The 13,722-nt window shown below is 61.5% G+C and carries 14 protein-coding genes and 2 tRNA genes; 11 read left to right on the top strand and 5 right to left on the bottom strand.

Translation table 11 applies throughout. The features are described from left to right. Window positions 1–279 precede the first annotated feature (279 nt). A complete protein-coding gene (locus tag ACEUEL_RS14330) occupies window positions 280–660 on the bottom strand; it encodes a hypothetical protein (RefSeq protein WP_405706471.1) in 381 nt (126 codons plus the stop codon). A gap of 836 nt (window positions 661–1,496) precedes the next feature. Between ACEUEL_RS14330 and ACEUEL_RS14325 the strand changes: the two genes are divergently transcribed. After that, window positions 1,497–2,315, top strand: a complete 819-nt coding sequence (locus tag ACEUEL_RS14325; RefSeq protein WP_405706469.1) for a hypothetical protein — start codon at window positions 1,497–1,499, stop codon at window positions 2,313–2,315. A gap of 25 nt (window positions 2,316–2,340) precedes the next feature. Here the strand turns inward: ACEUEL_RS14325 and ACEUEL_RS14320 are convergent, their stop codons facing one another. Beyond that, entirely contained in the window at window positions 2,341–4,068 is a 1,728-nt protein-coding gene (locus ACEUEL_RS14320; protein WP_405706466.1) for a DUF6538 domain-containing protein, read from the bottom strand. 79 nt (window positions 4,069–4,147) lie between these two features. Continuing rightward, window positions 4,148–4,222 (bottom strand) — tRNA-Thr (locus tag ACEUEL_RS14315). 355 nt (window positions 4,223–4,577) lie between these two features. On the opposite strand from ACEUEL_RS14315, the gene ACEUEL_RS14310 reads away from it, so the two are divergent. From ACEUEL_RS14310 to ACEUEL_RS14300, 3 genes are all read left to right on the top strand, one after another. Then, a tRNA-Phe gene (locus tag ACEUEL_RS14310) sits at window positions 4,578–4,653 on the top strand. Between the two features lie 164 nt (window positions 4,654–4,817). Next, on the top strand, window positions 4,818–5,129 hold the full coding sequence (locus ACEUEL_RS14305; protein WP_405706463.1) for an Arm DNA-binding domain-containing protein: 312 nt from the start codon (window positions 4,818–4,820) through the stop codon (window positions 5,127–5,129). Next, window positions 5,038–5,289: a phage integrase central domain-containing protein gene (locus tag ACEUEL_RS14300; RefSeq protein WP_405706785.1), complete on the top strand. Its 252-nt coding sequence runs from the start codon at window positions 5,038–5,040 to the stop codon at window positions 5,287–5,289. The genes ACEUEL_RS14305 and ACEUEL_RS14300 overlap by 92 nt, the downstream gene beginning before the upstream one ends. A gap of 20 nt (window positions 5,290–5,309) precedes the next feature. On the opposite strand, the gene ACEUEL_RS14295 is transcribed toward ACEUEL_RS14300, so the two are convergent. Beyond that, complete coding sequence (locus ACEUEL_RS14295) at window positions 5,310–5,597, bottom strand: hypothetical protein (RefSeq protein WP_405706461.1); 288 nt, start codon at window positions 5,595–5,597, stop codon at window positions 5,310–5,312. Between ACEUEL_RS14295 and ACEUEL_RS14290 the strand changes: the two genes are divergently transcribed. Both ACEUEL_RS14290 and ACEUEL_RS14285 read left to right on the top strand, forming a co-directional pair. After that, window positions 5,590–5,739 carry a hypothetical protein gene (locus ACEUEL_RS14290; RefSeq protein ID WP_405706458.1) on the top strand — a complete coding sequence of 50 codons (150 nt, stop codon included), beginning with the start codon at window positions 5,590–5,592 and terminating at the stop codon, window positions 5,737–5,739. The genes ACEUEL_RS14295 and ACEUEL_RS14290 overlap by 8 nt on opposite strands. 10 nt (window positions 5,740–5,749) lie before the next feature. Next, window positions 5,750–5,965, top strand: coding sequence for a hypothetical protein (locus tag ACEUEL_RS14285; RefSeq protein WP_405706455.1), 216 nt, complete (start codon window positions 5,750–5,752; stop codon window positions 5,963–5,965). 326 nt (window positions 5,966–6,291) lie between these two features. On the opposite strand, the gene ACEUEL_RS14280 is transcribed toward ACEUEL_RS14285, so the two are convergent. Further along, a complete protein-coding gene (locus ACEUEL_RS14280; RefSeq protein ID WP_405706452.1) occupies window positions 6,292–7,623 on the bottom strand; it encodes an aspartate aminotransferase family protein in 1,332 nt (443 codons plus the stop codon). A 91-nt stretch (window positions 7,624–7,714) separates the two neighbouring features. Here ACEUEL_RS14280 and ACEUEL_RS14275 point away from each other — a divergent pair, with 91 nt between their 5' ends. The 5 genes from ACEUEL_RS14275 (at window position 7,715) to ACEUEL_RS14255 (ending at window position 13,580) form a co-directional block, all read left to right on the top strand. Then, window positions 7,715–8,617 (top strand): LysR family transcriptional regulator, encoded by a 903-nt coding sequence (locus ACEUEL_RS14275; RefSeq protein ID WP_405706449.1) that lies wholly within the window; start codon window positions 7,715–7,717, stop codon window positions 8,615–8,617. A gap of 161 nt (window positions 8,618–8,778) precedes the next feature. Beyond that, window positions 8,779–9,840, top strand: a complete 1,062-nt coding sequence (locus ACEUEL_RS14270) for an extracellular solute-binding protein (RefSeq protein WP_405706446.1) — start codon at window positions 8,779–8,781, stop codon at window positions 9,838–9,840. A 120-nt stretch (window positions 9,841–9,960) separates the two neighbouring features. Then, window positions 9,961–11,076 carry a putative 2-aminoethylphosphonate ABC transporter ATP-binding protein gene (locus ACEUEL_RS14265; protein ID WP_405706444.1) on the top strand — a complete coding sequence of 372 codons (1,116 nt, stop codon included), beginning with the start codon at window positions 9,961–9,963 and terminating at the stop codon, window positions 11,074–11,076. Then, window positions 11,070–12,773 carry a putative 2-aminoethylphosphonate ABC transporter permease subunit gene (locus tag ACEUEL_RS14260; RefSeq protein WP_405706441.1) on the top strand — a complete coding sequence of 568 codons (1,704 nt, stop codon included), beginning with the start codon at window positions 11,070–11,072 and terminating at the stop codon, window positions 12,771–12,773. The genes ACEUEL_RS14265 and ACEUEL_RS14260 overlap by 7 nt, the downstream gene beginning before the upstream one ends. Before the next feature lie 9 nt (window positions 12,774–12,782). After that, a complete protein-coding gene (locus ACEUEL_RS14255) occupies window positions 12,783–13,580 on the top strand; it encodes an inositol monophosphatase family protein (RefSeq protein ID WP_405706438.1) in 798 nt (265 codons plus the stop codon). Window positions 13,581–13,722 lie beyond the last annotated feature (142 nt).

Raw genomic sequence — 13,722 nt, 5'->3', positions numbered from 1 at the left:
CTCCGGCAGGCAGCTTGAATCAGTTCGGGCCTGATTTGGAAAGGACATCCGATTCATAATGATCGGCTACCGCTCTAATCCCCCGCACTACCCCTCACTCCTCCGGCTCCTCCCGACATGGATACGGCCGCAGTCGGTCGAAGACCGGGCCTCGATGCCCACCTATCTCGTTGAAACCCAAGGCTTGGTAGAGGGATTGCCGGGGTCGTGGGAGCGGCGCGGGACGGGACGGCAAGCGACCGTGCTCCGCCCGCCTCGGCTTGGGATCGTTCTTCCTGCTCACCGCGACACCTCCCGGAGGATCGGGTCCGGGAACAGGAACACCGTGGCGATCCCGGCGGCCACCAGGGCGGGCGGAGCGGGCCATTCAATCGGCTCAACCCACTCCTTCCGGCAGGCGTCGAAGGCAACCTGCTCCAGCTCCGTCAGGACATCGGCCAGCGGTTCCTCGAAATAGGCGAAGATGTTCGGCTCGGTCAGGGCGGACCAGTGCCCGACGCTGTACCAGCCGGGAGGCGGCAGGTGATCGAGGTTCACGGCATCGATGGGCCGCCAGCCGTCCCATGTGCGGATGCCGGCGGGGATATCGGAAAGTTGGCGGCCGTAGGGGTGGAGGGGAACAGGGAAAGGGAAGGCGGTCGGGGAAACGGCGGTGTGCATGCGGTGCCCTCGGTGCATGTGGAGAAGTCCACGCGCAGAGTGAGCGCCGCAGGTGTTCGGGCGTCTATAGATGAAATTTCGCTGTACGCTCCTATCTAGAAGAAACCTCAAATCTGCATTCAATTACGGCGTCGCGTGTGCGGTTTTCGTCTTGCATGTTTGCGGGCCCGCTCCGCATTTAGCTCTACAATTGCAGCTATCACGCAAATTGTCGCAGAGATTGCGCCTCGCGTATTTCCGATTTCGAGAGGTTAGCGAATGCGCCGACCGTCGAGGTGCCGCTTTATCCGGCGAAGCTCCTTTTCGAAATGTGGGTGAGCCCGAGCCCATTTCTCCAATCCGCCGGCCATGTGCACTTCCCGCAATAGGTCTGCATCGTCATCGGGTAGAGCGGGGAGTTGGCGGCCGGCCGCGAGACACTGGGCAATGTTCGCCATGTATGGCTTCCAGCGCCGCTGCCGTTTGCTGAGATTAGTTCGCTCTCTAGTGGCGGGCTCATCGTCCTCAGATGATGGCCCATTCTCTCCGCCGAACCAGCCTCGGCCGCGCACAATCAGTGTGCTGCCGCCATAGTAGCTACCGCGCCCCATGATATCCCCCATTGTTGAGGGATAAGAGTCGCGCGGAGGTTTTGGCACGGCAAGCGGAGCGGCGTCTTGTTGATCGTGGGCAGCACCTCGCGCGTCACCCACTCCTGTAAGGTGCGGACCTGCGGCTCGTCGCTGCACATGATCAGCTTGTAGAAGCTGGAGCTTTCGAGAGACCCTACGCGCCCTGAGAACAGACGGTATGTTAGATTCGGTATCATTCAGCGTGATTCGGGGCAGTCACCAGCGATGTCGCGTACCAAAGGTCGGGTTCTATTTTTCCATGAACTGAACGGCAGCGAACGGCAGTTATTTTTTGTTTTAGAAAGATCTGACCATAGTTTGGTAATAGTCGTTAAGGGTGAAGATAATTTAGGAACGCCAAGGGGCGTCCTGGATAATTTTAAGGAATTATCTAAGTTAAGACCGCTAACCACATCAAGGATATCGATCCATAACAGCGATTTAAGTCACGGAATTCTTATAAAATACACGAACGAAGTGCCTCCTCTTCCGAATGAAACGCATGCATGCTTTATTATGAACGGAAAAGAATTCTTGCTTTGGCCTGCATTTTACAAACTATATCCCGATCTATCAAACTCAAAATATGATGTAATAAAATCGCCTGATCGAAAGATAAAAATTGGACACTCCTGGACATTTGATAGCGCAATTCTTTGTATATCTGTAATCGTTTGTGGCTTGGACGTACAGCTCCCAGAATTCTCATGGAATAGACTTTCTGTAACTGAATTCAATAAATATCGCATCGCTGTTTATCATTGCTTCTTGAACGTTGTCCCCAATCGAGATGGGGTAGTCTTATTTGGGATGACTGAAAAAGGTGGAATCGGTGATGGTGGTGTCAAATCCTTGGAAATTGATGAGTTGTCGTCCCAACTACTTACATCGTTCGAAATGATGGCTGCAATTAGGGTTGAACAACACGCTTTACGTTCTGATCATGAGGTTGCCGCCGACCTTCGGTCGCATAGATTATATTTCCATCCTACCGTGGAAGACCTAATGTTGGGTAGGCTACAGAGGCAAGATAAGATTATTTAGTATTTCAGCTTATAATAATGTACGCCTATACGTCTCCCACCTCGCGCGATGGTCGCTTCTTACGGTAGCTATGATGTTGTGAAAATTCACCCACGCCCACGTCGAAGGCCGGTATCTTTTCCAACTCTCGCGCCAGATAGGTCGGCTCCGCCTCGCCGTACCTCTGCCCGGTGTCCCGCCGAGTATGGCCCACGATGAAATACCTCGCCTCCTCCGCAATGCCATGCGTCCGGCAGAGCGTCATGAATAGATGCCTCCAAGCGTGGTTTGGCTGCACGTTCGGGTCCTTCACGCCGATATCCCGCACCCAGCCGCTGAGGCGGCCGGCAACGGTCTTCGCTGGATGCGTTGGGGCCGGAGGCGCGACGGCCTTCGATGCCCGTTCGCCCTTCTTGCGTCGCACCAGCCGGTGGCGTTGGCGCCCGTCAGCATAGAACAGCGGCCCCTCGCCCTTCGCCTTCGCGACCTCAAGCAACCCTTGTCGTATCAAGTCGGAGTGCACGGGAACGATACGCGGCATATCCGTCTTGACCGCCCCTGCCTCCGGTGAGATGGCGAACACCCAGACGCCTTGCTCCTGACGGAAATCCTGGGCACGGAGCTGGGTTATCTCGGCGACCCGAGCGCCGCTGTAGGCACACAGCCAAGGGACCCACCGGCGAGCTAGAAGCGTCTCCGGCGAGTTGCGGCCGGGCGCCTCCTGGGCACGCAGCGCCGCCTTGAGGATCGTGGTGGCCTCTGCCTCAGTGAACGACCTTTCCCGCACCCGTGGTGCCGCCTTCCCAGCGGAGCGGATGCCCCGAGCCGGGTTGCTGGTGATGCGGCGATTGGCGACGCCCCAGTTGAACACCGTGCCGAGCGGCGTGAGGTACTTCGCATTGATCGTCTTCGGGGAAAGGCTGCCGTCCTCAACCAAACTGTCCTTCCACCGCACCACATCTTCCGGGGTGACCCTCGTGGCGTCATCGTGGCCGACGAAGGTGTGGAACATTCCGACCACGCGGCGAGCCTCGCCAAGCGTCTTACCACGCGGGCCACGCTCTTTGCCCCAGCCGTCTACAAGGCCGGTCAAGCTGGGCGCGGAGGTGTGCGCCTTATCAGGCACGGTGCCGGGCGGTACGACGGGAGGAGCCTCCGTCCATTCGGGGTACCGCGCTGCAAGCTGGTCCGGGCCATAGTCGTTCTCCGCCCGCCGCTTGAGCGTCATGGCCGCGTTCCGCACGGCGTCGCGCATGGCGATCAACAGCCGCTCATAGCTGTCCTCGTCGATACGCAGAGCCTTCTCCACCAGCACCTCGTCGACGAACGGCGTCAGCTCCCGGCGGAGGCGCTCTGGGTCCGTCAACGAATTCATGATGCTTTCGAATTTGGCCCAGACGGATGCCGGTCCCGGCTGGTCCTCCCACTCACGCAATTCGGAGCGATACCATTCGCCAGCAAGGGCAGCGACTTCGCGCTGTGTGAGCTGCCTTGGGCCGATCCGCAGAGACGCCCACAGCCGCTGGAGGTAGTCGTGGGCGATCCCCTGGCGGGCTTTGGCGGTCGCCGGGTCGCGGGTCCTCAAAGAGAAGTAGACTTCCCCCTGCCCGACCCGCGCTTCCACCGTGTGTTCCGGGTCGGCGCCGTGGGCGGGAAGGACGATACGCACCGCGTGGCCAGTCGCCTTACCGAGAAGATCGGCAGGGACCCGCTGTCGAAACGTGAGGAAAGGCGATCCCGGACGCCGCATAGGTCGTGCCATCACAAGAGCCATGTGGGGCGCTCCTGTGTAGCAGTCAGGGCGCCGCAAAGCCTTGTACGGCGCCAAGTTTCTTGGATCAACAGGGAAATCATGGTGCTGCGAGAGAGGATTGAACTCTCGACCTCTCCCTTACCAAGGGAGTGCTCTACCACTGAGCTACCGCAGCCCCGACCGACGCGCGTGCGCCAGTGAAGTGCGGGGACGTTTGCCACAGCGGACGGAACGGCGCAAGCCCGTCCGCGCAGGTCAGACGGATGGGTCCACAGCTGGCCGCAATGGCTCGGCCAGATGCGCGAGGATATGCGTCGGCCGCGCCGGCTCAGAGCCGAACCGGGACGGCCTGGCCGCTGGCATGGCGCCGCGCAGGGTGTGCAACGCACCTTGTCTCCGTCCACATCGGCCACCCTCACCATGAGCGATCCATGCGGATGGGGCGAGTTTTGTCGCCCGGTGGCTGGACAGGCCCGATCCAACCCCCTATAACCCGCCCGCTTCGCACGGCTAAGCCCGCCGCGAACTGCGCCCGGGTAGCTCAGTTGGTAGAGCATGCGACTGAAAATCGCAGTGTCGGCGGTTCGACTCCGTCCCCGGGCACCATCTTCCCGCTTCTGATGGCTCACAGCAGCTCAAAACGCTGAGAAGAATTAGACAGGCGCGGTTTGAGCGATGGCAAGCTCACCGAGGCCTGTCGGCACCCACGAGATTTGTTGGCATCGAGCGATGCCAACAAATCTCGTGGGTGCCAACCCGGGGTGCTGGGGATGCCGTTGACAGGCACCGCCATCCGCGCCGTGAAACCCGCCTCCAAGCCGCTCAAGCTGTCCGATAGTGGCGGCCTGCACCTGCTGGTCACGCCGACCGGAGGAAAGCTCTGGCGCGTTGCCTATCGTTTCGATGGCAAGCAGAAGCAGTTCGCTTTCGGCGCATACCCGACATCTCGCCGAAGGATGCCGCGCCAAGCGCGGCGCCGCGAAGGATGCCCTGGCGGACGGCGTCGATCCCGGCGCAAAGGCCAAGGTCGAGAAGCTGGCGAGGAAGGTCGCTACGGGGAATACCTTCGGGCCGATCGCTGATGAGTATGTGGAGCGGCTGGAATCGGAAGACCGCGCCCCTCCGACGATCGAAAAGGTGCGGTGGCTGCTCTCGTTTGCCCCATGCCGGGCGCTCGGCAAGCGCCCCACCAGCGAGATAAGCGCCGCGCAGGTGCTCGCCGTGCTGCGTGCTGTTGAGTAGCGCGGCCGGCTCGAAAGCGCTCAGCGGCTGCGATCGACGATAGGCCGGATGCTTGCCTTTCCGTGCTCGCTATCGACGTGCTCGGTCCCGGCGCCGCCGCACTCCTCCAGCGTCAGCGGCAGGCCGGCGAGCATCTGGATCATCCTCGGCGCGGTGCTTTGGCTATCGGCCGCCGGGATTCTATACTTGTAGTGCTCCCCATCGTCGTCGTCGGCATGGGTTGCTCCGCCATGCGCCTCAACGGGCGCAGCAGCTACCGCCTCGGCCCGGCGGAGTGAACGTTCTCCAGAGGCTCCGGCCATGAGCACGTCGACCTTCCTGCTCTATGTCGCCCCGAGCCTGCTGGTCGCCGTGGGTGCCGCCGCCTCTTGGTTGGCCGCCACGCCGACGCACCAGGCAAACACCACACCCACCCCGGCTAATAGCCGCGGCGTCGGCTCGGCAGAGTGAGACAGGCACCATGGACGAACCAAAGCGCGCCCGCCGCCGCCGCGACCTCATGAGGATGAAGGCCAAGGCGCGGCGTGTCCGCCCCTATAACCCCTCGGCAAAGGACGCCGAACATTTGGCCACCTGCTCCTGCTGGATGTGCTGCAACCGTCGCAGAATCGACGGGCCGACACTGCAGGAACTGCGGCTCGAGGCCATTGGTGTGATGCTCGACGAGCCTGTGTGAACCCGGCGAGCAAGAGGCCTGATCAACTCGCCAGTTCCTTCATCGTCGGCAGCTTCTTCATGCGGTTGAGCGCGGCGACGTGCTAGGTGACTAGCTCCCGAGACGTCGTGCGCGCCGTACCGCGGTTTCGTCCCTTGAACCCTTTCCGCCGCAGGCCCGCGTGCCTAGCCCGCCCTCGCGATCGGGCGGAATCCGAAACCTTTCTGGAAGTCAGAGGTTAGTCTCGCCTCACAAAGGGATGTTCTTACGAAGGTTGTGATGCCCGCACTCGCAATCCAAATGCCGGCCCAAACAGAGTCTCTCCTTGGCGATACATGCCCGCCGGATTAGGCAATGCCCTCCGCTTCGATCGAGCCGAGCACGCCATCGAGAACGTCCAATGCGTGCGACATCTGTTGAAGCGTGCAGTCCAGAGGCGGCTTGACCTTGATCAGGTTCCCAAGCCCGGCATAGCGGCTTTCGCCATACAGCACGCCCCTTTCGGCGCCACGCCTGTAAACCTCGCTGGCCGCTCGACATGCGGGTTCCTTGGTGGTGCGATCCTTGACGAGTTCGAACGATACGAACAGTCCCGGCCCGCGGATGTCGCCGATCAGTGGATGGCGATCGGCCATCTCGTGCAGGCGCTGGGTGGCGTAATTGCCGAGCTCCCGCGCTTTCTCGCAGAGATTGTCGGCAATGATCGCGTCTATGGTGGCGACCGCCGCCGCCATAGCGACGGGGAACTGGCCGAAGGTCAACGCATCTTCGCCGGACTGAAAGCCCGTGAGCTTCTCGCTCGCCATGATGCCGGCCAGCGGGAAGCCGCCGCCCACTCCTTTGCCGAACGTCATGATGTCCGGGACGATGCCATAATAGTCGGCGGCGAACATCGCGCCGGTACGGCCGAAGCAGCTCTGGATTTCATCCCAGATCAGCACGATGTCGTAGCGATCGCAGATGTCGCGGATGCCGGCGAGGAAGCTGCGCGGCAGCATGATGTGCCCGCCATTGCCCATGATCGGTTCCAGCATGATGGCCGCGACGCCTCCGTCGACGCCACGCTGGATCGTGTCCACCAGAAGCTGGAGGCAAAGCCGGGAGTCCGTCTCCACATCGAGCCCGAGCCGTGGACGATAGGGATCGGGATGCGGGACACGCACGAAACGCGGCTGGATCGCCAGGAACGGGTTGTTCGGGTGGGGCCAACTCGCCGCCATCGTGGTGATGGAGCGACCGTGATAGGCGTCCTGCAGCACGATCAGGTTGTGCCGGTCAGGCTTGTTACGGAAGGCAAGCTTGATCGCCATCTCGACGGCAAGGCTGCCATGCAGGCAGTAGCCGATGCGCGTCAGGTCGCCGGGCGCGATGTCGCGCAGGCGCGCCGTCAGTTCGAGCAGCGGGAGCGTGTTGAAGTTCGGGCGGGCATGGGTGATCTCGCGCATCTGCGCGATGGCCGCTTCGATGACGCGAGGATCGTTGGCGCCGAGATTGTTGGACCAGGCTTGCGACGTGCAGTCGAGATATTCCCGTCCCTTGTCATCCCAGACCAGTGAGCCGCGCGCCCGGACCAAAGTGATCTTGGTATCGTCGCCATCTACCGGGTCGTGGACAAGGGACTTTCTGCCGATATCGACATATTTGCTGTCGTCTTCTGTCTGCTTGTGGCCGATATCCATGGGTCACCTCAACGAATTCGAATGAGGCGATTATTCATGCGGCGTCATTGACAACAATGACGAATGCTCGAAGAATTAATTCGAGCAGATTATGAATATCCAGTTCCGCCATATCCGTGCCTTTGTCACGGTCGCGCTCGAAAAGAGCTTTGCCCGTGCCGCGGCGCGGCTGAACGTGTCGCAACCGGCGCTGTCGCAGACCATCATCCAGCTCGAGGAAGACGTGGGCTTCCCGCTATTCGCGCGGACCACGCGCCGGGTCGAGTTGACGGAAGAGGGGCAGTTGCTGTTCGACAAGGCGCGCCATATCCAGCGAGCCCTTGAGGATTTCGCGGGCGAGGCGCACTCGATCCAGCTCTCGCTGAAAAACGAACTGAGGGTCGGATTCCTCATCGGGACAGCGGTGGAGTACATCCCCGCCATCGTCCGGGAGTTCGAGCGCCTCCGGCCCAATGCGCGCCTGGCCCTCAGCGAATTCGACTTTACCGATCCGACGGCAGGCTTGCGCGATCACAAGGTTGATTGCGGGATCATTCGTCCTCCGGTCGAACTCGACGACATTCAGGTCGTCGAGTTGGCGCGCGAACCCTGCGTGGCTTGCCTGCCGGTCGGCCATACTCTGACAACACGCAAGAGCGTGATGCTCGCCGATATTCTTGCCGAGCCGATCATCGGTGCACCCGGCGACAGTGTCTGGCGTGACTACTGGCTTGCGATGGAACACCGTGGTGGACGCATGCCCAGGGTGGTGCTTGAGGCCGCGACGGTCGAATCCGAACTCCAGGCCGTCGCGACCGGGAAAGGCATCAGCATTTCCGCCCACAGTACCGCGAAATTCTATTCACGCCCGGGCGTCGAGTTCAGGATCATCGAGGACATGCCGGCCTGCCGCATCGGTATCGGCTACCGTGACACGTCCAACAGGTTGCTGGCCGATTTCATCTCGATCGTGCGCAGCGCGTCCTCCCTGTTCGAGGCCGGCAAGCAAAGCTGAGCGTCCGGACTTATTCCGTCCAGCGGCGTCGGGCGCAGGCGGGCTTTCCGCGTCATGCTATTCATAAGCGTGTCAAATAAATCCTTCCAAAGATCGTCATTGTTACCGGTGGCTTGCCATGGGCTAATCAACGAGAAATAAACCAAAAATGGGGAACTCCGATGAAACGCAACGTCCTGGGTCGCTGTCTTCGGGCATCGCGAAAGACGCTCCTCGGCCTGTCGATCGCCCTGATCGCGTCGGTCGCGCAGGCGGATACGGTCAAGGGCACGCTGAACGTCTACAGTGTCAATGAAGAGCCGTTCCTTGCGGAGTTCATGCCGGTCTTCAAGGCCCGCTATCCGGATCTCAAGGTCAACGTGATCCACGGCTCGGGCGGGCCGATCCTGGCTCGAATCCTCGCGGAGAAGTCAAACCCGCAGGCGGATGTCATCCTGTCCCTTCCCGGCAGTTCGCTGGTCATCCTGCAGAAGCAGGGCTTGCTCGATGCCTACAAGACCACCGAGGCGGAGCATCTCAAGACCCACATGACGGATCGCGAACCCGGCGGCCCGCAATGGACGCCGGTCGACGCTTTCGGCAGTGCCGTCTGCTTCAACAAGGCGGAAGCCGAAGCGCGCAACGCCCCGGTGCCGACCAAATGGTCGGACCTGACCTCGCCGGCCTATAAGGGGCAGATCGTGATGCCGAACCCGGCGTCCTCGGGCACCGGCCTGCTGATGGTCGCCAACTGGTTCCAGTTGCTGGGCGAGGAGGGCGCGTGGAGCTACATGGACAAGCTGCACGAGAACGTGGCCCAGTACCTCCATTCCGGCTCGGCGCCCTGCCGGATGGCCGCGAGCGGCGAGGCCATCATCGGCCTGTCCTATCCGAACATCGGCGTGCAATCGATCAATGCCGGGGCTCCGCTCGCGGTGATCTTGCCTGAGGAGGGCAATGGCGCCGAAATCGAAGGCAACGCCATTCTCAAGGGCGCCAAGAATGTCGAGGCGGCCAGGCTGCTGATCGATTTCATGGCAACCGAGGAGGCGCAGAAGATCGCCGGAAAATACTATGCCGTGCTGGCCCGCAAGGGCGTCGCGAGCACGACGGCGGCCAATTACCCGGCCAATGAAGAGGAGAAGATGAACTTCTTCGACTATAATTGGCTGGCGGCCAATAAGGATCGCATCCTTGCCGAATGGCAGAAGCGCTATGGCGGCAAGAGCGCCCCGAAGAAGTGATCGCCTTTGGTCACGAATACCCAGCCTCTGCGGCCTTGGTCCGCGGAGGCCCTGCCGGAAAACGCCGCCGTCTCACGCAGCCGGCTTTGGAACGCCCCACGACCGATCCCAGAGAGCCTCATGAGTCGTATCAGTCCGCCGGATGAGGACGCGCCCTATCTGACACTCACGGGTGTTTCCAAATACTATGGCGCTGTCCGCGTTCTTGATGACGTTTCATTTTCCATTCGGAAGGGCGAGTTCATTTGTTTCCTGGGGCCGTCCGGTTGCGGAAAGACAACCTTGCTGCGGGTGATCGCCGGACTTGAAACCCAGAATACGGGCGATATCCGTCAGGATGGGCGCGAGATTACCCGCCTGCCGGCGCCGGAGCGGGATTTCGGCATCGTCTTTCAATCCTATGCGCTGTTTCCCAACCTGACCGCGACCGAGAATGTCGGCTTCGGCCTCAAGGGCCGGGGTCTGAGCCGCGGAGATATCGCCCGGCGCTGTGCGGAGCTGCTCGAGTTGGTCGGAATACCCGAGCATGCCGGCAAATATCCTTCGCAGCTCTCCGGGGGACAGCAGCAGCGTGTCGCCATCGCCCGTGCGATCGCCATGCAGCCGGGGCTTCTGCTGCTGGACGAGCCACTTTCCGCCCTTGATGCCCGCGTGCGCGCCCGGCTGCGCGAGGAAATGCGCGATCTGCAGCGCAAGCTCGGCATCACCACGATCATGGTCACCCATGATCAGGACGAGGCGCTGTCCATGGCGGATCGCGTGATCGTCATGAACCGGGGGCGCGTCGAGCAGTTCGACACGCCTTCCACGATATACCGCGCTCCCCACACGCCCTTCGTCGCGCATTTCGTCGGCGACATAAACACCACGCAGGCCCTGTTCCACGATGGCGGGCAGGTGCGGGTCGGGGGACGGCTGATCGGCTGCCGGTCCGACCGGCATTACCGCGCCGCGACGCCGGTGCTGGTTGCGATCCGGCCGGAAGACATTGTGCTGCGTCCCGCCGCCGTCCCGGCCAGCGATGTGTTCTCCGCGATGGTGGAGGCCATCGAGTTCTCAGGCGTACTGTCGCGGATCCGCTTGTCGGTCCCCGACTTCTCGGTTGATCCGATCCACGCCTGCGTGCTCGGCAGCCAGATCGATACACTGAACATTCGGCAGGGCGAAGAGCTGCCCGTCGCGTTTCCCGCAGACAGGCTCATGCTCTTTCCTGTCGAGGGAGGGGCGGCATGCTGAGTTCTCTTGCGGGTCGCGCGCCATCTCGTATCACGCAAAAGGCGGAGCGCGACGAGCGGCTCCTCACCCTGCTGCTTGGCGCGATCTTTCTCTTCCAGATCGTCGCCATCGTTCTTCCGCTGTTCTTCCTGCTCATCCGCAGCGTGCAGGACAATGATGGTGGCTTCGTCGGCCTCGCCAACTTCCGCCGTTTCATGACCGAGGCGGGACTGGCGCAGGCGGCGATCAACAGCGTCTTCATCTCGTCGATCTCGACCGTCATCACGGTCAGCCTCGGCTTTGCCTTTGCCTTTCTTCTGACCCGGACACTGACGCCGTTCCGTTCGAGCTTTCGCGCGCTTTCGATGATCCCGCTGCTTGCGCCTTCGCTGCTGCCGGCGCTGGCGCTGATCTATCTGTTCGGCCAGAAGGGCGTGTTGCGGGATCTGATGTTCGGGCACAGCATCTATGGCCCCATCGGCATCGTCATTGCGGAGGTGATCTTCGCCTTTCCTCAGGCCGTGCTTATCCTGTCGACATCCCTCCTGATGGCGGACCAGCGGCTTTACGATGCCGCGCTGGCCATGCGCGCCGGGCCGGTCCGCAGCTTCTTTGCGATTACCCTGCCGAGCTGCCGCTATGGCCTTGTCAGCGCGACGCTCGCTGTTTTCGTCAAGGTTTTCACAGACTTCGGTGCTCCGGCGGTCATCGGCGGTTCCTACCCCGTGCTGGCCACCGAAATCTTCAAGCAGGTTATCGGCCTGTTCGACTTCAGCATGGGTGCGGTGGTCGGCTTGTTCCTGCTGATACCGGCACTGCTCTCCTTCATCATCGAGCGCTGGCTGCTGCGGGGGAATGTATCGATGGTCTCCGCGCAGTCGGTTCCGTTGACGATAAAGCCAAATCGTGCGCGCGACGTCGTTTTCCTGGTTTTTGGCGTCGTCGTCGCGATCTGCTTCGTTGCGCTCGTGTCCATAACGGCCTTCGGGTCCCTGGTGCGATACTGGCCGTACAATCTGAGCCTGACCTTTGTTCACTATAATTTCGAAGCCGTCGACAATACCGGTCTCGCCGTCTACCTGCACAGCATCCTGCTGGCGCTGCTGACAAGTCTCTTCGGCACCGCCTTAATCTTCCTCGGCGCGTTTCTGATCGAGACCGTGCGCGGCGCGGGGCAATTGCGGGGCGCCGTGCATTTCCTCAGCATGGTTCCTCTAGCCATTCCGGGTCTCGTGCTCGGCCTATCCTACATTTTCTTCTTCAATAATCCTGACAATCCTCTCAACCTCATCTACGGAACGATTACCATTCTCGTCCTGTCGACGATCGTTCATTTCTACACCGTGCCCCACCTCATCGCGCTGACGGCGCTGAAACAGATCGACAGGGAGTTCAACGCGGTCTGCGCCTCGCTGCGCGTGTCGCGCTTCCGCATGCTGCGCAGCATCGTTGCGCCGATCTGCCTGCCGGCCATCGTCGACATCTGGGGCTATCTGTTCGTGAACGCGATGACGACCGTTTCCGCGGTCATCTTCCTGTTCTCGGCCGATACCCAGCTGGCCTCCATCACCATCGTGCGCTGGAACGATGCCGGCAAAATTGCGCCGGCCTCGGCAATGTCGATCGTCATCTTCGGCACCATCGCCGCCTTCATGCTTGTCAAGAACATGCTGCTCTCGCGATCGATCCGTCGCACGCAACAATGGCGATCACGGTGAGGTCGTCGCATGTATGAGATGATTGCCTGCGATCGGCGCTATCTGGCCGCGGCCGCCTCCTTCGCCGATGCCGCGCGCGAGGTAGCGCTGAAATATTTCCGCCGCGATCCCGGCATCGCGAGGAAGCCCGACGCCTCGCTGGTCACCGAGGCCGACCTGGCGGTGGAAACGCATCTGCGGGAGATGATTTCAGCATCCTTCCCGGCCCATGACATCATAGGCGAGGAATTCGAGGCGCTCGGCACCGCCTCGTCATTCCAATGGGTGATCGATCCGATCGACGGCACGTCGCGTTTCGCGGCAGGGCACCCTCAGTTCGCCGTGCTCATCTCGCTCCTCTTTGAAGGTACGCCGATTCTGGGGCTTGTCGACGCGCCCGCAACGGATGAGCGCTGGATCGGCGCCCGTGGCCATCCCACGATGTTCGTCGACAGGGGGGAGGCCCGCCTGGCCAGGGTTCGCAAATGTCCCTCGCTCAGTGAGGCGACGGTGTTTCTGGGCGGTGGAATGATGCGCCTCAACGACCCGATGGCCGTCTGGAATGCGCTGCCAGCGCAGAACCGTCTCATGGAGGGGGAGGCCTATGGCTATGGTCTCCTCGCCTCCGGCTATGCCGATATCGTCACCGACTGCGGAATGAAGATATGGGACTATCTGCCGCTCGTTCCGATCATCGAAGGTGCGGGTGGCATTATCACCGACTGGTCGGGGCGCGGACTTCTTCGTGGGCAGAACGTCAACGTTATCGCGACCGGCTCCCGCGAGCTTCACCGCGCCGCCGTAGCCCGGCTGGAAGGGCTTGCCTGACGGCCTCATGGGACTCGTCCGCGTGCCCCTCCATGGCTTCGGCATCGTCACGCCGCAGGCCGGCAGCCCGCTGACCATGTCCCCTAACGCGCCATCGCGCCGGGGAGGCGTGCATTTCGACCCATCCACGGCATGTGCGCTT

This window comes from Ancylobacter terrae (genome assembly GCF_045108345.1).
Taxonomy (GTDB): domain Bacteria; phylum Pseudomonadota; class Alphaproteobacteria; order Rhizobiales; family Xanthobacteraceae; genus Ancylobacter.
This window is presented reverse-complemented; position numbering and strand designations above follow the sequence as displayed.